This window comes from Roseburia faecis, from assembly GCF_001406815.1.
Taxonomy (GTDB): domain Bacteria; phylum Bacillota; class Clostridia; order Lachnospirales; family Lachnospiraceae; genus Roseburia; species Roseburia faecis.
Window position 1 is genome coordinate 64800 of the sequence record NZ_CVRR01000008.1, and the last position, 26714, is coordinate 91513.

Here is a 26714-nt window from a genome sequence, read left to right on the forward strand (position 1 = left end):
CATAATCATGGCAGAAAATCAATTTTTTATCGACTCCGATAAGTTAAGCGAAGCTGCACTGGAGCGCAAACATAAACTGGAAACCGATCCGTCGAGCAGAACGAACCATATGGAATATATGCCGGGGATGGAACAGATCGATCCAACCATAAGAAATAAAGTCCTTTCCGAGATGGACAATTACGATTACAACAAATATACGGCAAGAGATGTGCAGAATGCATTAGAGCATGAAACCTGCAGCGTTGAGGATTTTAAAGCACTGCTTTCTCCTGCGGCGGAACCATTCTTAGAGCGCATGGCACAGCGTGCAAAGATTGAGACAGGCAAGCATTTCGGAAATACGGTGTATCTGTTCACACCGCTTTATATTGCAAACTACTGCGAGAATTACTGTGTGTACTGCGGATTTAACTGCTACAACGACATTCATCGTAAGAAACTGACTTTTGAGGAAATCGAGCATGAGATGAAAGTCATTGCAGACTCCGGCATTGAGGAAATCCTGATGCTGACCGGAGAGAGCCGTGCACAGAGTGATGTCGAGTATATCGGGGAAGCCTGCAGGCTGGCAAAGAAATATTTCCGTAATATCGGTCTGGAAATTTATCCGGTCAACAGTGATGAATACCGGTATCTGCACGAATGCGGCGCTGATTACGTGACGGTATTCCAGGAAACCTATGACAATGTCAAATACGAAACCCTGCATCTGATGGGGCATAAGCGTGTATTCCCATACCGTTTTGAGGCACAGGAGCGTGCGCTGATGGGAGGCATGCGCGGTGTTGGATTTTCCGCATTGCTTGGACTTTCTGATTTCCACAAAGATGCGCTGGCTTCGGCACTGCACATTTATTATCTGCAGCGTAAGTATCCGTATGCGGAGTATTCCCTGTCCTGTCCGCGTCTGCGCCCGATCATCAACAACGACAAGATCAATCCGCTTGACGTGCACGAAAAGCAGTTGTGCCAGATTCTGTGTGCGTACCGTATTTTCCTGCCGTATGTCGGTATCACCGTTTCTTCCCGCGAGCAGAAACATTTCCGTGACGGCATCGTAAAGATTGCAGCGACAAAGGTATCTGCGGGAGTGTCTACCGGAATCGGAGATCATGAGAGCAAGTATACCGGAAAGGATACCGGAGAATCCGGAGATGAGCAGTTTGAAATCTCCGATGGAAGAAGCTTTGACCAGATGTATAACGATATGGAAAGCGAAGGTCTGCAGCCGGTATTAAATGACTATGTCTATGTATAGAAAAATCTGCGTGACCAACCGTGCGCTGGCAGAGCGTCCTTTTTTAGAACAGTTAGCGTGCGTGCTTGTCACAAAACCGTATGCGATGATCCTGCGGGAAAAAGACCTCACGGAAGAGGCATATGAAGAACTTGCGGGAAAAGTAAAAAAATTGTGTGAAAACACGGACACCAGGCTGATTCTGCACAGTTTCCCGGATGCTGCAATGCATCTGGGGTGTACGGCCATTCATATGCCGCTGCATCGGTTTATGGAGATGCCGGAAGAACAAAAGCAGAAATTTTCAGTGCGCGGTGTCTCCGTACATTCGGTGGAGGATGCGCGCCTGGCAGAACAATGTGGGGCAACCTGTCTGACGGCAGGGCATGTGTTTGTGACCGATTGTAAAAAAGGACTGGCACCGAGAGGACTTGATTTTTTGCATGAGGTGTGCAGCTCTGTGAAAATTCCGGTATACGCAATTGGCGGGATTCATGAAGAAAATATGGAAAGCTGCATCCAGTCAGGTGCAGCAGGCGTGTGCATGATGTCGGAATATATGAAAATCTGATACAGGAAAACGGATAACAAAGAGGTGAAAACATCTTTCTTGCAATTGATTTTGTAAAGGAACATGCTGCAGCAGACGGAGGAGATCTGCGTATGTCTATTTTGACATCGGAGTGGAAAAAACGGAATCAGATTTAGATAACAGAACAGGGAGATTGCAGCGAATGCTGCATTCTCCCTGTTTTTAGCTGATCATATCCAAAAACATCTGATGGATCTTCCGATCGCTGTCGAGTTCCGGATGGAAAGCAATTGCGACCTGATTTCCATAGCGTACACCGACGATATGGTCATCGACTACTGAGAGAATCTCCACACCGTCCGATACACTCTCTACATAAGGGGCGCGGATAAAAGACATTGGAACCAGTCCGAGATCTTTAAATTCTGCCTTCGTATGGAAACTGCCGAGCTGGCGGCCGTAGGCATTTCTTTTTACCTGCATCGGGATTGTGCCAAAATGTTCCGGGGAGCCTAAAAGGATCAACCCGGCGCAGGTGCCAAGCACCGGCATTCCATCAGCGATCTGTTTTTTCAGGGGATCAAACATTTTAAGTTCCCGGAGAAGTTTTCCCTGTACAGTGCTTTCCCCGCCCGGCAGGATCAGTCCGTCATACGGCTGGTCTAAGTCTGCCGCCTGACGCAGTTCCACGGTCTTTACCCCAAGTTCTTCCAATACATGTTCATGTTCGATAAATGCACCCTGCAGGGCAAGTACTGCAACAGTCATGTTTATTTCCCTCTTTCTGCCATCAGTAAGGCGATTTCCTGTTCGTTGATTCCGACCATGGCTTCTCCAAGCCCGGCAGATAATTCTGCGATCAGTTTTGCATCGGTATAGTTTGTGACGGCTTTTACGATAGCAGCTGCACGCTTGGCAGGATTGCCGGATTTAAAGATTCCGGAACCGACAAAGACACCTTCTGCTCCGAGCTGCATCATTAAAGCAGCATCTGCAGGGGTAGCGACACCGCCGGCAGCAAAGTTAACCACCGGAAGTTTTCCGTTATTATGGACATAGACAACCAGATCATACGGTACCTGTAATTCCTTTGCTGCTTCGAAAAGTTCATCTTCCCGCAGGCTGACAACTTTTGCAATCTGGCTGTTGATCTTTCGCATGTGGCGGACGGCCTGTACGACATCACCGGTACCAGGTTCTCCTTTGGTACGGATCATGGATGCACCTTCACTGATACGACGGAGTGCTTCACCGAGATCTTTGGCACCGCAGACAAACGGAACCTTGAACTGGTGCTTATCGATATGGTAGACGTCATCGGCAGGAGAGAGCACTTCACTCTCGTCGATGTAGTCGATCTCGATAGCCTCTAAAAGCTGTGCCTCTACAAAATGACCGATCCGGCACTTGGCCATAACCGGGATGGATACGGCTTCCTGAATGCCGCGGATCATCTGAGGATCGCTCATGCGGGAAACGCCGCCGGCTGCACGGATGTCGGCAGGAATCCGTTCGAGTGCCATGACGGCGCATGCGCCGGCTTCTTCTGCAATTTTTGCCTGTTCCGGTGTGGTGACGTCCATAATTACGCCACCTTTTAACATCTGTGCAAGGTTTTTATTTAATTCATACTGTTCTGCTGTGCTCATCGGTATTCTTCTCCTTTTTTTCAAAAATTTGTTTTATGCCGGTCATTATAGAACTTGATTGGATATATGGAAATAGCCAAAACAAATATTTATTATAAGACCAGAACGACAAAACAACGTTTAATGATATAAAATCACATGATGTAGTAATAAAAACTATATAATATAGTAGACATGCGATGACAAATGGTGTAATATGATGTGTGACATAAAAGGAGTAGAAAACGGAGGCGGGATGAAGCTGAAACAGCGCACGATTTATTATCAGGATGAACTGCATGACGAGTTTGCCGGAGATCATATTAAAGCAAAACATATTGGACAGGATTACCGGTATATCCGGGTGCGTCTTCTGGAACGGATGCTGCATGGATTCTGGTATGGCATAGTTGCAGTTCCGCTTGCACGCCTTTACATGAAACTGCATTTTTCACATAAAATAATAAACAAAGAAGTGTTAAAGCAGGCCGGAAACAGTGGATTTTATCTGTATGGGAATCATACACATTTTCTGGCAGATGCGCTGATACCAACGCTGGTAAATTATCCGCGGGAAACGGCGGTGATTGTGCATCCGAATAATGTTTCCATGCCGGTGCTGGGGCGGATTACACCATATCTTGGGGCACTTCCGCTGCCGGATGACAGAGGTGCCATGAAACATTTTCTGGAGGCATTGACCTGGCATACCGATTGTGGAGATTGTATTATGATCTATCCGGAAGCACATATCTGGCCGTTTTATACCGGAATACGGCCGTTTCCTGATACATCATTCCGCTATCCGGTGCAGCAGAAACTTCCGGTTTTCTGTCTGACCAATACTTATCAGCGCAGGGGAAAGTCTCACATTCCGCAGATCGTAACGTATCTGGATGGGCCATTTTATCCGGATGCAGAATTGCCTGCAAAACTGCAAAAAACGCAGCTGAGGGATCAGGTGTATGAAGCCATGGGAAAACGGGCGCAAAACAGCAATATGGAAATGATCCGTTATATAAAAAAAGACACTGACAGGGAGAAATCATTCATATGAGAAATATTCTTTTTTGTGGAAACAGTAAAGTATTTGATGGTGTGCTTACATGCATGTTGTCTGTTTTAAAAAGAACACATGCAACAGATCCGTTCTGTTTTTATATTTTCACAATGGACATGACGCGGATCAGACCGGAATATACGCCGATCAGCGAAGATATGACAGATTTTCTGGAGCGCGTTGCAAAAAAATTTCATCCGCAGAACCGGGTGATTTCAGTGGATGTAACAGTATTATATGAGCGTTATTTCGGAGGATGTCCGAATGAAAGTGCTTATTGTTCGCCATATACACTTTTGCGCCTGCTGGCAGATCTGGTGCCGGGAATGCCGGATAAACTGTTGTATCTGGATGCGGATATTCTGTTTCAGAGAGATATCCGGCTGCTGTATGACAAGGATGTGTCACACGTGGAATATGCCGCGGCAAGGGATCATTATGGCAAGTATCTGATCTCTCCGGATTATATTAATGCGGGGGTATTGCTGCTTAATATGAAAAATATCAGAAGAACCGGTCTGTTTATGAAAGCACGAAAGCTGCTTCAGACAAAAAAACTCATTTTTGCGGACCAAAGCGCGATTATTCGCAGTACGCGTGCGAAAATGCTGCTCCCACAGAAATTTAATGATCAGAAATTTTTACATAAACATACCGTCGTGAGACATTTTTCCAGACGGCTGTTTTATCTGCCGTATCCGCATACGGACAACATCAAACAATGGGAGGTAGAGCGGGTGCATACGGTATTTCATTACCATGCATTTGATGACATTTTAAAAGAGTATCTGTACTTAAAATATATTTATGAAAAAAGTAAACACATATAAATTGCTGCATCCGGATGAAACGGATGCAGGAGAGGAGAAGGAGCATGAAAGAGAAAATGAATAAAATACCGGTGTTTTACGCATGTGATGATAATTTTGTGAAATACACGATGGTTTCACTGCAGTCGATGATGGATCATGCATCCAAAGAGGCACAGTATGAAATTCATGTACTTCATACCAATATTTCGGAAGAAATGCAAAAGAAGATGCATGCTATGGAGAATGCGAATTTTTCTGTGCAGTTTGATCATGTGACGGAATATTTACATTCCATACAGGAGAAACTTCCACTTCGGGATTATTATTCCAAAACAACATATTTTCGTCTGTTTATCGCGGAAATGTTTCCGGAAATAGACAAAGCCATCTATATCGACAGCGATACGGTCGTGCTGGGGGATATTGCACAACTGTATGCTTATGATCTTGGAGATGCTTATGTGGGAGCGTGCAGGGAACAGGTGATGATTCAGGAAGAGGTATACGGCACTTATGTGGAGAAGGTGCTTGGGGTAGAACGTGATAATTATTTCAACGCCGGTATGCTTGTGATAAACTGTGAACAGTTTCGTAAAAATCACGTGTTAGAGCAGTTTATGGAACTTCTCCCGATGTACAATTTTGTGGTCACACAGGATGAAGATTATCTGAATCTGATCTGCCACAACAAGGTGTGCTGGCTGCCGCAGAAGTGGAATGTGGAAGTATTCGGTCAGATCCCGTGCCGCGAAGAAGAAATCTGTGTGCTGCATTATATTATGGTCTCGAAGCCATGGCATTACAATGACTGCCGCCTGCAGGAATATTTCTGGGAGAGCGCACAAAAGACCAGTGTGTATGCCGAGATCCGTAAGGTGCTTGAAAGCTATACAGACGAAGAAAGAAAGCGGGATGCGGAGTCCTGTGACCGTCTGATGCAGACCGCAAAGGATGAGATCGCCAAGGAAAATAATTACCTGAATCTGGTGAAAGCAGGAAAATTAAAGTCCAAAGACCGCCTGGAAGTACTTGAAAAAATTGCTTTGTACGAAAGAGAGGGGCGTTTTGGGGAAGATGTGGAGGAAGATCCGCCTACCCGTGAGCTTCAGCCGTCTGAGATCGATTATCTGCGCAAAAAATTAAAGAGCCGTATCAAGACAAGATTGACTTACAAAGTAGCGCGGACATTTTTAAACAAGATCATTGAAAATAAACAGCTGATCATCAAGGATGTCATTGGAACGGAACATATGGATGCACTGACTTCCGGTGCGGTGATTACCTGTAATCATTTTAATGCATTTGACAGCTTTGCCATGCAGATTGCCTATGAAAAATCAAAGCAGTGCAAAAAACGCCGGCTTTACCGTGTGATCCGGGAAGGAAATTATACGAATTTTCCGGGCTTTTACGGAATGCTCATGCGAAACTGTTACACGTTTCCACTGAGTTCCAACCGCGATACGATGAAGAAATTTTTAAGTTCCATGGATACCGTGCTGCAGCACGGAGATTTCATGCTGGTCTATCCGGAGCAGAGTATGTGGTGGAATTACCGCAAACCGAAGCCGTTAAAGAAGGGTGCCTATACATTTGCCGCCAAAAACCATGTGCCGGTGCTGCCTTGCTTTATCACCATGGAAGACAGCGACATCCTCGGCGATGATGGCTTTTATGTGCAGGAATACACAATACACATTGCAGAGCCGATTTATCCGGACCCACAGAAAACACAGGCAGAAAATGTGGATGCGATGCGCAGAAAAAATGCTGCTGTATGGAAACAGATTTACGAAGAGTTTTACGGAATTCCTTTAGTATACGATACTGCGGAAGCAGTGCAGTATGTGGGAAAACCGACCAATATCGCATAAGAACAGATACCAGACCGCCGGAGGATGCCTCCGGCGGTTTTTTCATAATGGGATTGACAGAAAAGCAGTGTGAGAGTACTATACTACTTAGCAATGCTAAATAGCACCGCTAAATAAAAAGAAAAGGGATGGGTATGGAAGAAAAGTATATACAGCAGTTTAAAAAGGGCGCATACGAAATGATCCTGCTTTCGCTGATCGCCCAAAAAGAAACATACGGTTATGAGATTCTGACGGAAATACAAAAACAGGGTGGTGAAATCTTTGCATTTGCCAAAGAGGGAACCATTTATCCGATCTTGTACCGTCTGACAAAGGCAGGACTTATCCAGTACCGCCTGGTGCCGGCGAAAGCAAACGGGGGCGAAAAAAAATATTATTCGCTTACCGGAGAGGGAAAAGATATGCTCGAAAAAATGAAAAATTTCTGGGAAAACTACAAGGATTGTGTGGATGGATTTATGAAAGGGGATGCGTAATATGAACAGAGAAACCTATATACGGAAAGTAAAAAAACAACTGGACTGTTCCGTGAAAGAAAAAGAGGAGATCGTGCGGGATCTTCAGGAGATTTTTGATTCTGGAAAAGAGCATGGAAAAAGCGAAAGCCAGATCATAAAACAGCTCGGAAAACCGCAGGCGTATGCACAGGCGCTCGGCTGTGGCAGACAGACCATGCCGCTGTCCGGAAAACGAAAAGTTGCTGTAGTGTTTTTGGCGGTGGGTGGACTGTTCTGTCTGTATGCACTGGGCGAAAGTCTGCGGTTTCGGATGCCGAAAAATGCCATTGGCGGTGGGGATGCGATGACGATGATCGTGCTGCAAAACTCGTCACCGGTAAACAGCAGCGAGATTTTTGGGGGATTGGCGGTCATTTGTATGGTTGCACTGGTTTTCCTTTTACGAAAGAAGAAAAAATAAGGAGAGGAATATTAAGAAATAATGGAACACATAAAGAAAAAACTAGCAGTAATTGTTGTGTTTTTCGCTGTTTTTATTGGAATTGTTACAATCTGGACAGTCCGAAAACAAAGCCAGCCAAAATTGACAGCGGTCACATGGAAATTGGAGGAAGAAGCGGATTTAGACGGCAACGAGCTTTCATCCTACGCAAAAGATCCTTCCAAAAGCAAGGTCGTTCTGACATTTAAAAAAGATCAGACCTATCGGTGCAAAAATCTTGAAAACAAAAAAATCTGGAAGGGAACATACACACTGTCGCGTACAAAATCGAAAGATACCTACATGTTGCATCTCGTTCCGGATCAGGGAACGGCATCGTACTATGGCGTGTATGGGACACGCGAGTATGAAGATGGTACCGGGCACATGTCGGTCATACTGACCACAAAAGACAAAATTTTATCATTCCTTGCAGAATAAGGCAAAGACAGCAATTCCGGCTGTTCCTTTTACTGTCTGCGGAACTGTGAGGGTGTCATGCCGGTAAGTTTTTTAAACATCACGATAAAATGGCTGGAATCTGTATAACCGACATCGTGTGCGATCTCCTGGATTTTGCGGTCACGGCGCATAAGCAGCAGTTCTTTTGCCTTGGTGATCCGGTAGTTTGTTAAATATTCGTAGACGGAGCAGCCTAGGTAGCGCACAAACAGGCGGGACAGGTATTGCGGGGATACATAGACCTGCTGGCATAACTTTTCGGCGGTCAGGTCTTCCATATAGTGTGTTTCGATCAGCCGCAATACGGGCTCAACATATTTTTCCCACAGGGGATCGCTGGTATTTGCGTGGAAAAATCCATTGGAAAACTGCAGCAGCAGTGCATAACAGTCGCAGGAAAGCTGGTGTGTATTGACTGGTGCTGTTTTAAAACGTGCTACAGCACGGTCGATCACAGCTTTGATTTCCAGAGCATTTTCCTTTTCTGTAAAAATTATGCGGTTGTTGCCAAGAATCTGTGGCAGATGTGCTTCCATTGTACCGCCAAATGTTGCAAAACACGTAATCCATGCAGAGGTGTCTGCTGCACGGTAAGCATGTGGGACATGCGGTGTGATCAGAATGCCGTGATCTTCAGGCAAAAAATATTCTTTTCCGTCAATTGTGAAGATGCCACAGCCTTCTTCTGTCTGCAAATAGTGATAGATTGGGTAACCTTGTGGACGGCTGAGCGCTTCCTGCAGCCAGTGGTTTCCAACGGAATCAAACTGGAATGGTTCTTTGCTGAGCGTGTTGCTGAAATAGATTGCCATGAGATATCTCCACTTCTTTTTTCTATGGCATCATAGCATATTTCAACAGAAAAAGAAATAGTTTCAAAATGTTATATAAATTGGTTTATCATGTTATACAAATATAAAAGATTGTATCGTATAATAGGGAAAAATCAACGAAAACAAAAAATGAGACATAAATTCAGAATCGAAAAGAAAAGGAGAAAACTATGAGCACGCATTTTAAGAGAATCCTCTACGGAGGAGATTACAACCCGAATCAGTGGCCGAAGGATATCTGGCAGGGAGATATGCGCATTTTTAAGGATGCACACATCAATACCGCGACAATCAATGTATTTTCATGGGCAAAGATCCAGCCATCGGAGCATGAATATAATTTTGATGAGCTTGACGAGATCGTGGATATGCTTTCGAAAGAAAATTACGATATCGTATTTGCCACTTCCACGGCAGCCCTTCCGGGATGGATGGTGCGTAAATATCCGGAAGTGATGTTTACTGATTATGAAGGAAGACAGCACAAATTTGGCGGCCGTCACAATGCCTGCCCGAATTCTTTTGTGTTTAAACATTATGCGCGTGAACTGGCATATAAACTGGCAGAGCGCTATGCAGACAATCCACATGTGACCTGCTGGCATGTCAGCAACGAATATGGAAACGAGTGTTTCTGTGAGAACTGTCAGAAGGCATTCCGTGTGTGGCTGAAAGATAAGTATAAGACAATTGATGCATTAAACAGGGCCTGGAATATGGAATTCTGGGGACATACCGTTTACGACTGGGATGATGTGGTACCGCCAAATGCGTTAAGTGACGGAATCGGAAGTGAAAAGACTGCTTTTGCAGGTATTTCCATTGATTATCGCAGATTTTATTCGGACAGCCAGTTAGCATGCTTCAAGATGGAGCGCGACGCGATCCGGAGTGTCAAGCCGGATGCATTTGTTACCACAAACCTGATGGGAACATTCAAGGGGCTTGATTATTTCAAGTGGGCAAAAGAGATGGATGTTGTATCCTGGGATAATTATCCTTCCTATGATACTCCGTGGAGCAGCATTGCCATGACACACGATCTGATGCGCGGTTTAAAAGATGAGCCGTTTATGCTGATGGAGCAGACGCCAAGCCAGCAGAACTGGCAGAAATACAATTCCCTGAAACGTCCGGGGCAGATGCGGGCACAAAGTTATCAGACACTGGCACATGGGGCAGACACGATCCAGTTTTTCCAGCTTCGCAGAAGTGTGGGCGGATGTGAGAAATTCCATGGCGCTGTGATTGCACATGCAGGAAGTGAAAATACCCGTGTTTTTCGTGAGGTGGCTCAGCTTGGCGCGGAGCTGGAAAGCTTTGGAGACCGTACTTTGGGATCACGCAATGAAGCGGAAGTCGGACTGATTTTCGACTGGGATAATTACTGGGCACTGGAGTACACCAGCGGTCCGTCCGAGGATTTAAAATATGTGGATCAGATTCATCAGTACTATCAGTATTTTTACAAAAAGAATATCGGTGTGGATATGATTCCTGTGGATGCGGATTTTTCAAAATACAAGATTGTTGTGGCACCGGTGCTTTATATGGTAAAGGATGGAATGAAAGAAGCGCTGGAGAATTTTGTGAAAAATGGCGGTATTCTGATTACTACGTTTATGAGCGGAATTGTCGGACAGTCGGATAATGTATATCTGGGCGGTTATCCGGGACCGCTCCGCGAGATGGCGGGGGTATGGGTTGAGGAGATTGATGCCCTTGCACCGGAACAGAAAAATAAGGCAAAGTTTGCAGACGGCAGTACAGCAGCATGCGGTCTTTTGTGCGATCTGATGCATTTAGAGGGTGCGAAAGCACTTGCCTCTTATGAGGAAGATTTCTATGCAGGAATGCCGGCAGCATCGAAGAATACATACGGAAAAGGTACCACATATTATATTGCAACCCGGTTTGAGGAAGAAGGGCTTGCAAAGATTTTGGATCAGGCAGTCCAGGAGGCCGGAGTTTCATCCGTTATCCCGGAAGAAACCGGACTTGAAGTTGTCACACGCGTCAGTGATACCACGCGATTCTATTTTGTCATGAACTTTACGGATGAGGAGCAGATTCTGCCGGAGAGTCTGACCGGAAAGAAAGACATGATCAGCCAAAAGATGACAGAACACGGAATGAAATTGAAAAAATGGGATGTCCTTTTACTGGAAGAACATCTGTAAACAAAAGACAGCGCCGGAATCCGAGAAAGTGGATCCGGCGCTGAAGTTTATGTTGAACATATCGCTCGCGCGCGAAAGTGTGCGACAAGCGCACACTTTATTTTTTGTGATACGTGGATAAATACATTTTTTCAGGAACGGGCATAGGAAGTGCCCAGAGACAGAATCTGAAGGCGTTTCCTGAAATCTTCGGCATTTTCAAAATGTCCCTGTAAGATGTCTTCTTTTTTCACAATGATGTCCTGTACCGTTTTATCCGTCAGGTGGAAAAAGTTATCAGAAAAAATAACATCTGCATCGTCAAAATCCAAAGCGACAAACGGAGCAAAGCAGTCACTGGAAATGTGCAGGATAAAAGCATCATTCGTTTCTTTTGCTTCCGTGGATATAACCGGGTTTTTAAGATTTAAATATTTATACGGCACAAGTGTTTCCACATCCTTTAACACTTTTTGATCTTTTGTATGTATCACTGCTTCCAAAAATACATCGTCTTTTTGATCTTCCCAGGAACAGATATCGACAACTGCTGTTTCGATAGCGGAAAAGGCCGGGGAGTTCCCTTTGGTTTCGTATGTTTCCAGCACATTCCCTGACAGGTCACGAATGGACAGGGTGAGAGAATACTCTGTGGTTTCGAAGGATTCGTTGGAAAAATATACGTGGCACCTGTGATCTTCCAGCGTCATACTGACCGCGTGTGGGGCATAAAATTTCTGAGCCATGTAATGCAGGGCTTTCCATCTGCCAAAATAATCAATGCTGGACCAGGAAGGTGCCGGCCAGTCATCGTTGATCTGCCAGTAGAGGGTTCCCATACAGCGGCCGCGGTTTCGGCGCCAGTGGTCCACACCGTATTTGATGGCCATACCCTGTAATACCTGACTGGCATACAGGAGATGTGTCAGATCTTTTGGATAGCGCAGATTTTCGGACAGATAGTAGAGCATCTTACCGTTTGCCGCATCATTTTTCTGATGGCTTTCCATGACACGGGAGAAAATATTGCGGTCATCTTCCAAAGTAAAACTGTTGACGGTCTTTGCACATGGGAAAGACTGAAAACCGAATTCGGAGCAGAAACGGAAAAAATATTTGCGGTAGTCGGTAAATGGTTTCTGTCCATGCCAGACATCCCAGTAGTGGGTATCTCCGCGGTTTGCATCATCCGGATTGTCAAAACAGCCGCCGGATGACGGGGAAGAATGCCAGTAAAAGGTTTCACCGTCTGCCTCCTGTACGGCTTTCGGGAGGACTTCTTCAAACAATCTGATATAATCGGCACGAAGATAAGGAGTTTCTTTCTGGAAATCGCCCCAGTGATCCCAGGCAGATTCAATTTCGTTGTTGCCGCACCATAAACCAAGGCTGGCGTGGTGGCGCAGACGGCGCACATTATCATAGGTCTCCTGCCTGCAGTTTTCGGCAAACGCGTCCGTTACATCGTAGACATTGCAGGCATACATCAGATCCTGCCATACGATCAGCCCTTTTTCATCACAGAGATCATAAAAAGCATCGGAAGGGTAGTAACCGCCACCCCATACACGGACGCAGTTAAAGTGTGCCCTGCGGCAGCTTTCCAGAATATAATCCAGCTTCTTTTCGGTAATTCTTGTGTACAGACAGTCATCCGGAATATAGTTTCCCCCGCGGGTAAAAATTTTGACACCATTGACACAGAAGGCGAATTCATTTCCCCATTCGTCTTTTTCCTGGCTGATCGTTAATGTGCGCAGACCGATCCGTCTGGTGATAGATTCCAGGCTTGTTCCGTCCTCATCCAGTAAAGTGGTCCTGACGATATAAAGAGGCTGATCGCCATAGTCATTCGGCCACCAGAGTTTTGGATTTTCGATCACAAAATCCACCGCTGCCACACCGTCTGCATTTGTTTTACACAGTTTCGTCTGCAGCGGTTTGTCTGCACCGTCTTCTGAGAGTTCCACGCAAAGTTTTTGTCCCGGAACGGATTCGGAAAGTGTTATGGATGTCTGGACGGAAACGTTTTTGGCATGCTGCTGATGGATGCGGATGTCTTCGATTCTGGCATGGGAATATCCCTGCAAATAAATGTCCCGGAAAATTCCGGCATCGATGGTCTGTGGACCCCAGTCCCAGCCAAACATGGAGTGTGCTTTGCGCAAAAGCTGGTTTCCTTTCATGGAGCCGCACGGAATATAATTGATTTTTTTATGGGCTTCATAAGGATAATCTTCGATAAAACGCAGCACAGAACGAAAAACAATCTGAATTTCGTTTTTTCCGGGGTGCAGAAGTTTTTTTGCCTGGAATTTCCAGGTACGGTGCATGTTATCTGTTTTTGCAAGGAATGTGCCGTTGATGCTGATTTCCGCAAGTGTGTCAAGTCCTTCACACACCAGAACAATATGTTGTTGGGCCAAGAGTTCTTCATCGACATCAAACGTCCGGGTGAAAACATAATCCTTCCAGAACAATGCGCGTGTAGCATCCTCATTGGTACGGTAAAATGGATCTTTTATTTTTCCGGCGGCAAGAAGCCCGGAAAGTACAGTGCCGGGAATCTGCATATCTACAGATTCTAAAGAACGGTGTCCGGCAGAAAGCTGCCAGGTTCCGTTTAAAGTACAGGTTTGCATGTTATATCTCCCCTCTTGGTAATCTTTTCATTATTTTCTTGATTTTATCACAGAACAGTTCATACAACATCTATCTATCTTGCAAATTGTTATGCATTCTTTTGATTTTGCAAAATCCTTAAAGTTTTCTTAACCAGGCATGAACAGTTGAAGGGACAGTGGAAATTTTATTCGGGATTGTGTATACTGAAACTATCCTGACAATTGCAGATTTTCAGAAAAGAGGGAAATACTATGAAGAAAAGATTATACAAGAGCAGTACAGATAAAAAGGTTTGTGGAGTATGTGGCGGAATCGCAAACTATTTTGACGTAGATCCGACCGTGATTCGTCTGATCTGGGTGATCTTTACACTTGTGGGTGGCAGTGGACTGATTGCATACATCATTGCGGCCATTATCATGCCGGATGAAATGTAACATAAAATGATAGAAAACCGAAAGGAGAATTAATAAATATATGTGGGCTTACGAAAGTGTTTTTTATCAGATTTATCCGCTTGGGTTCTGCGGAGCACCATTTGAAAATGACGGTGTGCTGGAACATAGAATTGAAAAAGTAAATGACTGGATTCCTCATATTAAAAAATTAGGGGCCGATGCCATTTATTTTTCTCCGGTATTTGCGTCGGACACACATGGATACAATACCAGAGATTATACAAAGATTGATACCCGCTTGGGTACAAATGAGGATTTCGCAAATGTATGCAACAATCTGCACAAAGAAGGAATCCGCGTGGTACTTGACGGTGTATTCAACCATGTGGGAAGAGGGTTCTGGGCATTTCAGGATGTTTTGAAAAACCGGGAGCAGTCCCCTTATGTGAACTGGTTCGGACGCATTGCCTTTGACGGAAATTCCAACTACAATGACGGCTTATGGTATGAGGGCTGGGAAGGAAACTATGATCTGGTCAAACTGAACCTGCGCAATGAAGAGGTGATCCAGCATATCTTTTCTGCCATCAAAGGATGGGTAGACGAATTTGATATTGACGGACTGCGGCTGGACGTGGCATATTGTCTGGATCATGATTTTGTGCGCAGACTGCGCAGTTTCTGTAATGAATTAAAACCAGACTTTTTCCTTGTCGGAGAGACACTGCATGGGGATTATAACCAGCTGATGAACGATGAAATGCTGCATTCGGTGACGAACTATGAGTGTTACAAGGGATTGTATTCCAGCTTTAACTGCATGAACATGTTTGAGATCAATCATTCCCTGCTTCGTCAGTTCGGACCGGAAAACTGGACGTTATATAAGGGAAAACACCTGTTGTCTTTCGTGGATAATCATGATGTGACCCGTGTGGCCTCCATTCTGACCAATAAAAATCATCTGCCGCTGATTTACGCGCTTGCTTTTGGGATGCCGGGAATCCCATGCGTATATTACGGAAGTGAGTGGGGTGCAGAAGGACGCAAAGAAGATGGAGATCCGGCACTTCGTCCAGCGTTTGAGAAACCGGAGTGGAATGATCTGACAGAGTGGATTTCCAAACTGGCAGAGGCAAAGAAACAGTCCAAAGCACTGCAGTATGGAAACTTTATATCTAAAGTTCTGACCAATGGACAGTGCGTGTTTGAAAGAGAATGGGAAGGGGAACGCGTCTACGTTGCGGTCAATGCGGCAGACAGTCCGTTTTATGCAGGATTTGATGCCGGAGCAGCGGAAGCCACCGACCTGATCACCGGAGAAAAAATTGCATTGAATGGTGGATTTGAGATTCCGGGATATCGTGCGTTTTTCCTGCGGGTGTAATATGGTAGCGGATTTTGAATTAAAGAAGCTGGTAAAGCCATTGCAGGACTGGTTTGATGGGCATGCCCGCGTACTCCCCTGGAGAGATGATCCGAAGGCATATAAAGTATGGATTTCTGAGATCATGTTACAGCAGACAAGGGTAGAAGCCGTTAAACCTTACTTTGCACGGTTTATGGAGGCGCTTCCCGATGTGGAGGCGCTTGCCGCGTGTCCGGAGGATCGTTATCTGAAACTGTGGGAAGGACTTGGTTACTACAACCGTGTCCGGAATCTGCATGCCGCAGCGGAACAGATTATGGAGCAGTATGGCGGGACAATTCCGGATACGGTGGAAGAACTGCTTCGCCTGAAAGGCATCGGAAGCTATACGGCAGGAGCGATCGCTTCGATTGCCTATAACCGGCCGGTTCCGGCGGTGGACGGGAATGTGCTGCGGGTGATTTCCCGTGTGTGCGCAGATGATTCGGATATCATGAAGCAGTCGGTCCGCAGTGCGATGGAGCGCAGCCTGCAGGCGATGATGGAAACGGAAGTAACGAATGGCCTGATTCCGCGTAAATTTAACCAGGCACTGATGGAGTTAGGCGCAATGGTGTGTGTGCCGAATGGGGCACCGCATTGTCCGGAATGTCCATGGTATGGATTCTGTGAGGCACGTCTGCAGGATAAAATTGACACGATTCCGGTGAAAACCAGGGCAAAAGCGCGCAGAATCGAGGAGCGCACGGTGTTTGTCATCCGGGACGGAGAACATGTGGCATTGCGCAAGCGGCCGGCGAAGGGGCTTTTAGCAGGCCTGTATGAACTTTTAAATGTTTCGGGTATCTTAGAGCAGCAGGAAGCTTTGGAATATGTGAAAAACCAGGGGTTTTCACCGATACGGATACAGGCACTTGCACCGGCCAGACACATTTTTTCCCATGTGGAGTGGCATATGCATGCCTATGTGGTTCTCGTAGAAGAAACTACGGCACCAAAAGAAAATATTTTATTTACTGAGGCACAGAAAGCAGTGGAAAACTATGCAGTTCCCAGTGCTTTTTCCGCGTATTGGAATGCCATTAAGATGGAAATCAAAGAGTAAGCAAAAGAGCTGTCCGGACAGGACAGCTCTTTTTATGTGTTATGAGAAAAAATTAATCTCTAAAAAAGGGAGGACCTCGCGCCTTGCGGTGCGAGGATTATGAAAAAGAAAAAGTTTATTTCTTAGGTATGACTAAAGTATAGTTTGCAATTATGACGCCGGTGTGTGGAGTTTATGAGAGATTTGTAAATAAATTATGAACAAAAATAACAATGGAAAAAGATTAAGCAAATGTTAAGATAATATCTCTCGACTGTTTATAAATTCTCATTTATAATAGGTCTATCAATTATTTTTTCAGCAGGTTTGTACGAAGGGAAAACATATGAAATTATTAACATTTACAATACCGTGTTACAATTCACAGGATTATATGCGTCACTGCATTGAATCGATTCTTCCGGGAGGGGAAGATGTGGAGATTCTGATTGTGGATGACGGATCAAAGGATGATACCGCTGCGATTGCAGATGAATATGCCGAAAAATATCCAACGATTGTAAAAGCAATTCATCAGGAGAACGGGGGACATGGAGAAGCTGTGAATGCGGGAATCCGCAATGCAACCGGTTTATATTTTAAGGTAGTGGACAGTGATGACTGGGTAGACTGGAACGCTTATCAGGCGATTCTTGCAAAGCTTAGGGAGATTGCAGGGGGAAGTGTGGCACTTGATATGCTTCTGGCAAATTATGTATATGAGAAGGAAGGGGCAAAACACAAGCGGGTCATGCGTCAGACCGGTTTTCCGAAAGATCAGATCTTTACCTGGAGTGATGTGCGGCATTTTTATAAAGGACATTACATACTGATGCATTCCGTGATCTACCGTACAAAACTTCTCCGGGAATGTGGACTTGAACTGCCGAAACATACTTTTTATGTGGATAACATTTATGTATATAAGCCATTGCCGCATGTGCGGACGATGTATTATATGGATGTGGATTTTTACCGTTATTTTATCGGAAGAGAGGATCAGTCCGTCAATGAGAAGGTGATGATCAGCCGGATTGACCAGCAGATCCGTGTGAATAAGATCATGATTGACGATGTGGATCTGAATAAAGTGTCCAATTATAAATGCCGGCATTATATGATAAACTATCTGGAAATTATCACGGTTGTCACGACGGTTATGCTGCTGCGTTCCGGCACAGAAGAAAACCTTGAGAAAAAGCGTGAATTGTGGCGGTATATCAAAAACAAGGATATCGGGCTGTTTCACCGCCTGCGCAACGGCATTATGGGACAGACCATGAATCTGCCGGGAAGAAGCGGAAGAAAAATTTCAGTTGCGGCATACCGTCTGTCGCAAAAAGTGGTTGGATTTAATTAAAAAGGTTAACTGTCTTGTCACCTGTAAAGATATGTGCTATACTGCATGTCAAACACTATTGAAATATTCATACAGAAGGTGGCAAAAATGAAAACAGATATTCTGATCGTGGGAAGCGGATGTTCCGGTTTATACTGTGCATTAAATCTTCCGCGGGAGAAACAGATTACAATTATTACAAAGTCAGATGTTAAGAGCAGTGATTCTTATCTTGCACAGGGAGGAATCTGTATGCTTAAGGATGACAGTGATTATGACAGTTATTTTGAGGATACGATGAAAGCGGGACATTATGAAAATGACCGGGAATCCGTATCGATTATGATCCGTTCGTCACAGGATGTGATTCATGACCTGATCGGATTTGGCGTGGATTTTGCCCGTGACGAGAATGGCAATCTTGCATTTACCAGAGAGGGAGCACATTCGGACAAGCGTATCCTTTTTCATGAGGATATTACAGGAGAAGAAATTACAAGCAAGCTGCTTGCTGCTGCCCGCAAGTGTCCGAATATTACCATATTGGAAAATACCAGGATGGTAGATATTGTGACGAAGGATAACTGCTGTTACGGAACCGTAATCCGCAGGGAGGACGGTACAATTGAAACGGTGGAAGCGGAGCATACCGTCTGGGCATGTGGAGGAATCGGAGGATTATATCGTCATTCGACCAATTTCCGTCATCTGACCGGAGATGCCCTTGCACTTTCCATCAAACATGGAATCCGTTTGAAAGATGTGAATTATGTACAGATTCATCCGACCACATTCTATTCGCCGGACGAAGAGGAACGCAGTTTTCTGATTTCGGAATCTGTCCGCGGAGAAGGGGCAAAGCTTTATGACAAGAATATGAAACGGTTTGTCAATGAGCTGCTGCCGCGTGATCTGCTGGCAGAAGAAATTTATAAGCAGATGGCAAAAGATGGAACAGATCATGTATGGGAAGATCTGCGTACCATTCCAAGAGAAGAATTGATGGAACATTTCCCGAATATTGTGGAACATTGCCGTGAAATGGGGTATGATGTAACCAAAGAATGCATTCCTGTGGTACCGGCACAGCATTATTTCATGGGTGGGGTATGGGTAGATCACGAAAGCCATACGTCCATGGAACGTCTGTATGCTGTGGGAGAGACGGCATGTAACGGAGTACACGGAAAAAACCGTCTGGCAAGTAATTCCCTGCTGGAAAGCCTTGTATTTGCAAAACGGGCGGCAAAGCAGATGAGTGAGCAGAAGGAAAAGATTTCCACAGCACCGGAACTGTTTGCGGCAATTGACCGGAGTATCTATGCGGATGCCGCAGCACTGGCGAGCCGGTATCATGAATATGTACGGGAAGCGATTATCGCGGCAGATGCAAAGATGCAGCAGGTACAAGATGCAAGGACAAAAGCAACGGTTGCATTTCGCAAGCAGTGTGCACAGGTCGGATAAAATAAAATAAGAAAATCAGGAGAGAGAGATGTACGATCAGGTAACTTTAAAATTAAATGTAGATCCATGGATTCTCAGTGCTTTAAAAGAAGATATCACAAGTGAGGATGTCTCCACAAACAGTGTCATGCCTCATCCACAGGCAGGAGAAGTGGATCTTATCTGCAAAGAAGATGGCATTATATGCGGGCTACAGGTATTCGAGAGAGTGTTTACCCTTCTCGATGAAAAGACAACCGTTGAATTTTTGGTGCAGGATGGAGCAGAAGTTCATAAGGGACAGCTTATGGCAAAAGTGCATGGCGATATCCGGACCCTTTTATGCGGAGAGCGTACCGCACTGAATTATCTGCAGCGTATGAGCGGAATTGCAACCTACACACATTCCGTGGCAGAATTATTAAAAGGAACCGGAATCAAACTTCTGGATACCAGAAAGACAACACCAAACAATCGTATTTTTGAAAAATATGCAGTAAGAATCGGTGGTGGAAATAACCACAGATATAATCTTTCCGACGGGGTATTGCTGAAAGATAATCATATCGGAGCTGCAGGCGGAGTAAAAGAAGCGATTGCTGCTGCAAAGGAGTATGCACCGTTTGTCCGTAAGATTGAGGTAGAAGTAGAAAGTCTGGATATGGTAAAGGAAGCTGTGGAGGCAGGTGCGGATATTATCATGCTGGATAATATGGACACCGATGCGCTGAAAGAAGCCATCGCCTATATTGACGGACGGGCAGAGATTGAAGTTTCCGGAAATGTGACGAAAGAAAATATTGCAAGACTGACCGGGCTTGGTGTAGATTATGTTTCCAGCGGAGCACTGACACATTCGGCTCCGATTCTGGATATTTCTTTGAAAAATCTGCATCCGGTAGAAAATTAAAGAAGGTGGGATTCCAGAAATGAGCGGGGAAGAAAGGCGTGGAAAAATTATACAGGCACTAAAAAACAGTGACAAAGCAGTTTCTGCCACGACACTGGCAAAAGAATTTGACGTGAGCAGACAGGTCATTGTGCAGGATGTTGCACTTCTTCGGGCAAATGGAAAAAATATATTTTCGACCAACCGGGGGTATCTGATACAGGAAGATGAGGAGACAACCCGTGTATTTAAGGTACAGCATGAAGATGATGAGGTTGAAAAAGAGCTGACAACGATTGTGGATCTCGGAGGAACCGTTGAGGATGTATTTGTATATCATAAGGTATACGGAGTGCTTCGGGCAGAGATGAATATCAAATCCCGTATGGATATCCGCAATTATATGGAGGAGATCCGTTCCGGGAAATCCAGTCTGCTGAAAAATGTTACTTCCGGATACCATTATCATACGGTCCGGGCGGAACGCGTGGAAATTCTGGATATGATTCAGGAGGAATTGCAGAAGAAGGGGCTCCTTGCAAAACTACAGGACTATGAACCTGTTGATTTTTGGGGACAGAATAATTATAATGAGTAAATGACTACTATTGTGATTATTGATAAGAAGTCAGAGAAAGAATAAAAAGGAGAAGGATGGAATGAGCGACGAGTTTACAACAAACGAAAACGGTTCCGGAACACCGGAGGAAACAAACTTTCAGGATTATACGGCACCGGAAAATGAGATCGTACAGAATGAAACATCACAGATGACGCAGGAACAGCCGGAGACTTCTTATGGAGCAACATCGGCAGAGGAAAATCCGCAGCCGGACAATACGGCATATGCGTATGGACAGACTGCGTACCAGCAGGCATATCAGAGTGAACAGTCACAGCCGAATGCATATCAGCAGGCATATTACGGACAGACACAGGCAAAGGGAACAGGAACCGGATTTGGAATTGCCTCACTGGTTCTTGGAATTTTATCTGTTTTTACATTTGCATGCTGCATTAATTATATTCTGGCAGTGCTTGCGATTATTTTCGGTATTGTGCAGATTGTAAAGAACGAGAAAAAGGGGCTGGCGATTGGTGGAATTATTACAGCAGTGATTTCGATTGTTCTTGGGATTGCCGTTTCGCTTTATGCTGTGAATATTGCGGAAAAAATGCAGGACCCGGACAGTCCGTTTTATCAGTATTTTGAAGAGTATGAGCAGAAACTGGAAGAAGGAAAGAGTTCTTTCTAGCCGGGAGTTATAAAAAGGAGAACCTGTTTTACAGGTTCTCCTTTATTCGTATATCGATGTCTGTGTAGTGGAATTCTTCGCAGGAGATGCCCTCAATCAGATAACGGGAGAGCAATTCTACCGGAAGGTATCCCTGCTTGTATGGCTGCTGGCAGATGGTAGCAGTGATAATGCCATCATCGAGCAGTTTTTTTGTGGAAGGAACACAGTCGTAAGTAAAGATACGCATGGCATCGATCCGGCCGCTTTCGACTGCGGCACGGCATCCGCCTGCTACACCGCCGGCCGCAAAATACAGCACATTGATTTCGGGGTGTGAAGCCAGCATTTCTTTGACTTTTTCATAACTTTCATTATCATCATCATGATTTTCTATTGTTTCCACGATATGAATACGTTCGCCCTTTTCGGAAAGCGTTGAAGTGAAACCCTCGATACGATCGGAGTGACAGAGTACATGTGACGAACCGGTTACAATACCAATATGAATTTCCCCGAATGTCATCAGAGAAACCAGTCCGGCAGCAGTCTGTCCGGACAGGCGGTAATTACTTCCGACATATGCGATCCTGCGGGACAGAATATCGGTGTTTACGGTAATGACCGGAATGTTCATTTCTGTGAGGCGGTCGATTTCCGCAGCGATATATAAAGAATTAAACGGTGCGATAACTAATCCATTGATGCCTTCTGCAAGAAGTGCTTCCATGGCATTAAACTGTTCCGTCTCATCAAATGGAACCTGACGGATAAGAACGGTGAAATTATAGGCAGATAATTCTTTTGCCTTGGCATTTACGCCTTCAAGGACTTCACTGAAAAAAGGATTGGAATCGGGAAATAAAATAACACCGATTTTCAGATTCTTTTTCTGTGCAGCAAGCATCAGTCCTGCTTTGTTGGGTTTATAGTTTAATTTTTCTGCAATTTCACGTACACGGGCTGCAGTATTGGCATTGACGGAACCACGGTTGTTTAGTACACGGTCAACCGTACCGCGAGAAACACCTGCCATTTCAGCAATCTGTTTTATAGTGGCCATGTCGTTCCCCCTTGTTGAATTTTTCCTGAATAACTCTTAACAAGGGTAGCATTGATAAGGTAAAATGTCAATTGAAATACAGAAAATGTGTGCGTGCACGACAAGAGTGGGGAAAGTTACTGTACGCTTTCCACAAAATAAGTGCAACCGGTTTGGAAGAAATCACGAAAAAGAGAAAAAATTTCGGAAAACAGTTGAAAATATCAGCGCATCGTTGTAGGATATGAGTAGAAACGTGCACGAGCACAAAATTAACATTTCAGAATTGAGGGTTATCATGAATTACATAGGAATTGATCTGGGAACTTCTGCTGTTAAACTTCTTTTGATGGAGGGCAGTGGAAAAATTTTAAAGATCGTCAGTCGTGAATATCCAATCTGTTTTCCAAAACCGGGATGGTCGGAGCAGAATCCGTATGACTGGTTTACACAGTCAATGGATGGACTAAAGGAATTGCTGGATGGTACAGACAGGAGTCTGGTTGCCGGCATCAGCTTTGGCGGACAGATGCATGGACTTGTAGCACTGGACGATAAGGATGAAGTGATTCGTCCGGCAATTCTCTGGAACGACGGAAGGACGACAAAAGAGTGCGATTATTTAAATCAGGTAATTGGGAAGGAACGTCTTTCTGCATACACAGCCAATATTTCATTTACCGGATTTACTGCGCCGAAAGTACTCTGGATGAAAAACAATGAACCGGAGAATTTTGCAAAGATTCATAAAATTATGCTGCCAAAGGATTATCTGGCATTTCGCCTGAGCGGCAATTACAGTACGGATGTATCGGATGCGTCCGGAACACTGTTCTTTGATGTAAAGAATCGCTGCTGGTCAGAAGAAATGTGTGAGATCTGCAGTATTAAAACAAGCTGGCTTCCAAAAGTATACGAAAGTTATGAGGAAGTTGGAACGCTGCTTCCGGAACTGGCGAAGGAACTCGGCGTATCGGATCAGGTAAAAATTGTAGCCGGAGCCGGAGACAATGCGGCAGCAGCTGTGGGAACCGGAACCGTTGGAGATGGTGCATGTAACATTTCTTTGGGAACGAGCGGAACCGTATTTATTTCTTCCGATAAATTCGGAGTGGACGAAAATAATGCACTGCATTCGTTCGACCATGCGGATGGAAGTTATCATCTGATGGGCTGCATGCTTTCCGCAGCATCCTGTAATAAATGGTGGATGGATGATATTATCGGCACAAAGGATTATGGCGCAGAACAGGAAAATATTACGAAGCTTGGAGAAAACCATGTATTTTTCCTTCCATATCTGATGGGGGAGCGGTCTCCGCACAATGATCCGAATGCAAGAGGTACTTTTATCGGTTTGACCATGGATACTACCAGAGCGGATATGACACAGGCGGTACTCGAAGGTGTGGCATTTGCCTTAAGAGATTCTTTTGAGGTGGCACGTTCACTCGGCATTCATATTGCCCGTACCCGTATTTGCGGTGGAGGAGCAAAGAGTCCGCTGTGGAAAAAGATTGTGGCAAATGTGCTCAATATTCCGGTAGATATTCCGGAAAATGAACAGGGACCGTCAATGGGTGGCGCAATGCTTGCAGCAGTAGCTTGTGGAGAATACCCGACCGTCCGCGATGCAGCAGAGACAATTGTAAAACTGACCGATACGGTAGAACCGGAACCGGAGCTTGCAGCAAAATATGAAGAGCGTTATCAGAAGTTCCGTAAGATTTATCCGGCATGCAGGGATCTGTTTTTGGAACTTGCAAAATAAAATCATATCATCGTATCTAACAAAAAATTAAAATGATTACATATAACAAGGAGGCAAAATCATGATTAATATTCCAGAAGTAAAAGTAGGTATCGTTGCAGTCAGCCGTGACTGTTTCCCGGAGTCTCTTTCCGTAAACCGCAGAAAGGCGCTGATCAAAGCATATACAGACAAGTATGATGCAAAGGATATTTATGAGTGTCCGGTCTGCATCGTAGAGAGTGAAATTCATATGGAGCAGGCGCTGGCAGATATTAAAGCAGCAGGATGCAATGCGCTGTGTGTATACCTTGGAAACTTCGGACCGGAAATTTCCGAGACTATGCTTGCAAAATATTTTGATGGACCAAAGATGTTTGTTGCAGCAGCAGAGGAGTCCCAGAACAATCTGGTTCAGGGACGTGGAGATGCATACTGCGGTATGTTAAATGCAAGTTACAACTTAAAACTTCGCAATGTCGGTGCTTACATTCCGGAATATCCGGTTGGAGATGCAGAGGATTGCGCAGATATGATTCACGACTTTTTACCGATTGCAAGAGCAGTAGAAGGACTTGCAAACTTAAAAATCATTTCCTTTGGACCAAGACCAACGAATTTCCTTGCATGCAATGCTCCAATCCAGCAGCTTTATAATCTGGGCGTTGAAATTGAGGAAAATTCAGAGTTGGATCTGTTTGAGGCATTCAACAACCACGCAGGAGATCAGCGTATTCCGGAGGTTGTTGCAGATATGAAAGCAGAACTCGGTGAGGGAAACAAAAAGCCGGAGATTTTAGAGAAACTTGCACAGTATGAACTGACACTGCTTGACTGGATTGAGGCGCACAAAGGTTCCCGTAAATATGTTGCAATTGCAGGAAAATGCTGGCCGGCATTCCAGACACAGTTTGGATTTGTTCCGTGCTATGTCAACAGCCGTCTGACCGGAAGAGGCATTCCGGTATCCTGCGAGGTAGATATTTACGGCGCACTGAGTGAGTTTATCGGTACCTGCGTGAGCGAGGATGCTGTCACACTGCTCGACATCAATAACTCCGTTCCGAAGGATATGTACAAAGAGTCGATCGAGGGCAAGTTTGACTATACACATAAAGATACATTTATGGGATTCCATTGTGGCAATACCTGCTCAAAGAAGCTGGCATCCTGTGAGATGAAAAACCAGATGATCATGGCAAGAAGCCTTCCTGTCGAAGTAACAAACGGTACCCTTGAGGGAGATATTGCACCGGGCGATATCACATTCTACCGCCTGCAGTCCACTTCCGACAATAAGCTGCGCGCGTATGTGGCACAGGGAGAAGTCCTTCCGGTTGCAACCCGTTCGTTCGGAAGCATTGGCGTATTTGCCATTCATGAGATGGGACGTTTCTACCGTCACGTTCTGATTGAGAAGAATTATCCGCATCACGGAGCGGTTGCATTCGGACATTACGGAAAGGCTCTGTTTGAGGTATTTAAGTATATTGGGGTTCCGATGGAGGACATCAATTACAACCAGCCGGCATCTCTGCCTTATCCGACGGAGAATCCGTTCGCATAAAGAAAAATAATATGGGAATAAGCACCAGCTTGGGCCTGTAGATGTCTGCAGGTTAAGCTGGTGCTTTTTAAATGGGAGTTTCATCCCAAAGATACCCAGTGAAACAGGAAAACTAAAATCATTTGGCAGGTAATTCATCCGGCAGCAATACAGAAAATGACAACAGTTCAACTGTGATACCGGCTCCGGTGAATGGGGCGGACGGATACAGTGTTTACACATCCGTATGCAACGGCAAAAATAATTTTAAGAAACAGAAGGAGACGGTAAACGGTACAAAGTAAAATTTCAGATTTTCAAAAAAAGAAAAAGTATGGTATTATAAAACCGGCATCACGGATGCCGGTTCAGACTGTAGACAAAGTCCTCGGCTTTTTGCCGGGGATTTTTCTGTATTAAAGAGGCTAAAAGTCAGTATTTTCAAGACT

At 44.9% G+C, this 26714-nt stretch carries 25 protein-coding genes; 20 read left to right on the forward strand and 5 right to left on the reverse strand.

Translation table 11 applies throughout. The features are described from left to right. Positions 1-7 precede the first annotated feature (7 nt). Both thiH and M72_RS04415 read left to right on the forward strand, forming a co-directional pair. Entirely contained in the window at positions 8-1261 is a 1254-nt protein-coding gene (gene thiH, locus M72_RS04410; RefSeq protein WP_055067329.1) for a 2-iminoacetate synthase ThiH, read from the forward strand. Beyond that, positions 1254-1811, forward strand: a complete 558-nt coding sequence (locus tag M72_RS04415) for a thiamine phosphate synthase (RefSeq protein ID WP_055067347.1) — start codon at positions 1254-1256, stop codon at positions 1809-1811. Before thiH ends, M72_RS04415 begins: the two co-directional genes overlap by 8 nt. A gap of 183 nt (positions 1812-1994) precedes the next feature. Here M72_RS04415 and pdxT read toward each other — a convergent pair whose 3' ends face one another. Next, positions 1995-2540, reverse strand: coding sequence for a pyridoxal 5'-phosphate synthase glutaminase subunit PdxT (gene pdxT / locus M72_RS04420; RefSeq protein WP_055067330.1), 546 nt, complete (start codon positions 2538-2540; stop codon positions 1995-1997). A 2-nt stretch (positions 2541-2542) separates the two neighbouring features. Beyond that, positions 2543-3421 carry a pyridoxal 5'-phosphate synthase lyase subunit PdxS gene (gene pdxS, locus M72_RS04425; RefSeq protein WP_022046358.1) on the reverse strand — a complete coding sequence of 293 codons (879 nt, stop codon included), beginning with the start codon at positions 3419-3421 and terminating at the stop codon, positions 2543-2545. A gap of 235 nt (positions 3422-3656) precedes the next feature. Here pdxS and M72_RS04430 point away from each other — a divergent pair, with 235 nt between their 5' ends. The 6 genes from M72_RS04430 to M72_RS04455 all read left to right on the forward strand — a co-directional run bounded on the left by M72_RS04430 (position 3657) and on the right by M72_RS04455 (position 8529). After that, entirely contained in the window at positions 3657-4457 is an 801-nt protein-coding gene (locus tag M72_RS04430; protein WP_055067331.1) for a lysophospholipid acyltransferase family protein, read from the forward strand. After that, positions 4454-5290 (forward strand): glycosyltransferase, encoded by an 837-nt coding sequence (locus M72_RS04435; protein WP_055067332.1) that lies wholly within the window; start codon positions 4454-4456, stop codon positions 5288-5290. The genes M72_RS04430 and M72_RS04435 overlap by 4 nt, the downstream gene beginning before the upstream one ends. A 44-nt stretch (positions 5291-5334) precedes the next feature. Further along, positions 5335-7146 carry a glycosyltransferase gene (locus M72_RS16270; RefSeq protein WP_176694761.1) on the forward strand — a complete coding sequence of 604 codons (1812 nt, stop codon included), beginning with the start codon at positions 5335-5337 and terminating at the stop codon, positions 7144-7146. Between the two features lie 134 nt (positions 7147-7280). Further along, positions 7281-7625, forward strand: coding sequence for a PadR family transcriptional regulator (locus M72_RS04445; RefSeq protein ID WP_022046354.1), 345 nt, complete (start codon positions 7281-7283; stop codon positions 7623-7625). 1 nt (position 7626) lies between these two features. After that, a complete protein-coding gene (locus tag M72_RS04450) occupies positions 7627-8067 on the forward strand; it encodes a DUF1700 domain-containing protein (protein ID WP_022046353.1) in 441 nt (146 codons plus the stop codon). Positions 8068-8088: 21 nt separating this feature from the next. Next, positions 8089-8529, forward strand: coding sequence for a hypothetical protein (locus tag M72_RS04455; RefSeq protein ID WP_022046352.1), 441 nt, complete (start codon positions 8089-8091; stop codon positions 8527-8529). Positions 8530-8558: 29 nt separating this feature from the next. Here the strand turns inward: M72_RS04455 and M72_RS04460 are convergent, their stop codons facing one another. After that, a complete protein-coding gene (locus M72_RS04460) occupies positions 8559-9362 on the reverse strand; it encodes a helix-turn-helix transcriptional regulator (protein ID WP_055067333.1) in 804 nt (267 codons plus the stop codon). Between the two features lie 191 nt (positions 9363-9553). Here M72_RS04460 and M72_RS04465 point away from each other — a divergent pair, with 191 nt between their 5' ends. Beyond that, the gene (locus M72_RS04465; RefSeq protein ID WP_055067334.1) at positions 9554-11563 is read left to right on the forward strand and encodes a beta-galactosidase; all 2010 of its coding nucleotides are present in this window, start codon (positions 9554-9556) and stop codon (positions 11561-11563) included. Positions 11564-11694: 131 nt separating this feature from the next. On the opposite strand, the gene M72_RS04470 is transcribed toward M72_RS04465, so the two are convergent. Continuing rightward, positions 11695-14184 carry a beta-mannosidase gene (locus M72_RS04470; RefSeq protein WP_055067335.1) on the reverse strand — a complete coding sequence of 830 codons (2490 nt, stop codon included), beginning with the start codon at positions 14182-14184 and terminating at the stop codon, positions 11695-11697. 234 nt (positions 14185-14418) lie between these two features. Here M72_RS04470 and M72_RS04475 point away from each other — a divergent pair, with 234 nt between their 5' ends. From M72_RS04475 to M72_RS04510, 8 genes are all read left to right on the forward strand, one after another. Beyond that, positions 14419-14604, forward strand: coding sequence for a PspC domain-containing protein (locus M72_RS04475; protein WP_022046348.1), 186 nt, complete (start codon positions 14419-14421; stop codon positions 14602-14604). Positions 14605-14644: 40 nt separating this feature from the next. Then, positions 14645-15952, forward strand: a complete 1308-nt coding sequence (locus M72_RS04480; RefSeq protein WP_055067336.1) for an alpha-amylase family glycosyl hydrolase — start codon at positions 14645-14647, stop codon at positions 15950-15952. Beyond that, a complete protein-coding gene (mutY, locus tag M72_RS04485) occupies positions 15903-17039 on the forward strand; it encodes an A/G-specific adenine glycosylase (protein ID WP_022046346.1) in 1137 nt (378 codons plus the stop codon). Before M72_RS04480 ends, mutY begins: the two co-directional genes overlap by 50 nt. A 325-nt stretch (positions 17040-17364) precedes the next feature. Beyond that, on the forward strand, positions 17365-18378 hold the full coding sequence (locus M72_RS04490; RefSeq protein WP_055067337.1) for a glycosyltransferase: 1014 nt from the start codon (positions 17365-17367) through the stop codon (positions 18376-18378). 87 nt (positions 18379-18465) lie between these two features. Continuing rightward, the gene (locus tag M72_RS04495; RefSeq protein ID WP_082413781.1) at positions 18466-19824 is read left to right on the forward strand and encodes an L-aspartate oxidase; all 1359 of its coding nucleotides are present in this window, start codon (positions 18466-18468) and stop codon (positions 19822-19824) included. A 28-nt stretch (positions 19825-19852) separates the two neighbouring features. After that, positions 19853-20713, forward strand: coding sequence for a carboxylating nicotinate-nucleotide diphosphorylase (gene nadC / locus M72_RS04500; RefSeq protein WP_055067338.1), 861 nt, complete (start codon positions 19853-19855; stop codon positions 20711-20713). A gap of 19 nt (positions 20714-20732) precedes the next feature. Further along, the gene (locus M72_RS04505; protein WP_022046342.1) at positions 20733-21290 is read left to right on the forward strand and encodes a transcription repressor NadR; all 558 of its coding nucleotides are present in this window, start codon (positions 20733-20735) and stop codon (positions 21288-21290) included. 61 nt (positions 21291-21351) lie between these two features. Continuing rightward, positions 21352-21948, forward strand: a complete 597-nt coding sequence (locus M72_RS04510) for a DUF4190 domain-containing protein (RefSeq protein ID WP_055067339.1) — start codon at positions 21352-21354, stop codon at positions 21946-21948. Positions 21949-21976: 28 nt separating this feature from the next. Here M72_RS04510 and M72_RS04515 read toward each other — a convergent pair whose 3' ends face one another. Next, on the reverse strand, positions 21977-22990 hold the full coding sequence (locus M72_RS04515; RefSeq protein WP_055067340.1) for a LacI family DNA-binding transcriptional regulator: 1014 nt from the start codon (positions 22988-22990) through the stop codon (positions 21977-21979). Positions 22991-23267: 277 nt separating this feature from the next. Between M72_RS04515 and xylB the strand changes: the two genes are divergently transcribed. From xylB to M72_RS17050, 3 genes are all read left to right on the forward strand, one after another. Next, positions 23268-24740 carry a xylulokinase gene (xylB, locus tag M72_RS04520; RefSeq protein ID WP_055067341.1) on the forward strand — a complete coding sequence of 491 codons (1473 nt, stop codon included), beginning with the start codon at positions 23268-23270 and terminating at the stop codon, positions 24738-24740. 61 nt (positions 24741-24801) lie between these two features. Continuing rightward, entirely contained in the window at positions 24802-26286 is a 1485-nt protein-coding gene (locus M72_RS04525; RefSeq protein ID WP_022046338.1) for an L-fucose/L-arabinose isomerase family protein, read from the forward strand. 122 nt (positions 26287-26408) lie between these two features. Next, positions 26409-26570: a hypothetical protein gene (locus tag M72_RS17050; RefSeq protein WP_176694762.1), complete on the forward strand. Its 162-nt coding sequence runs from the start codon at positions 26409-26411 to the stop codon at positions 26568-26570. The last annotated feature ends 144 nt before the right edge of the window (positions 26571-26714 follow it).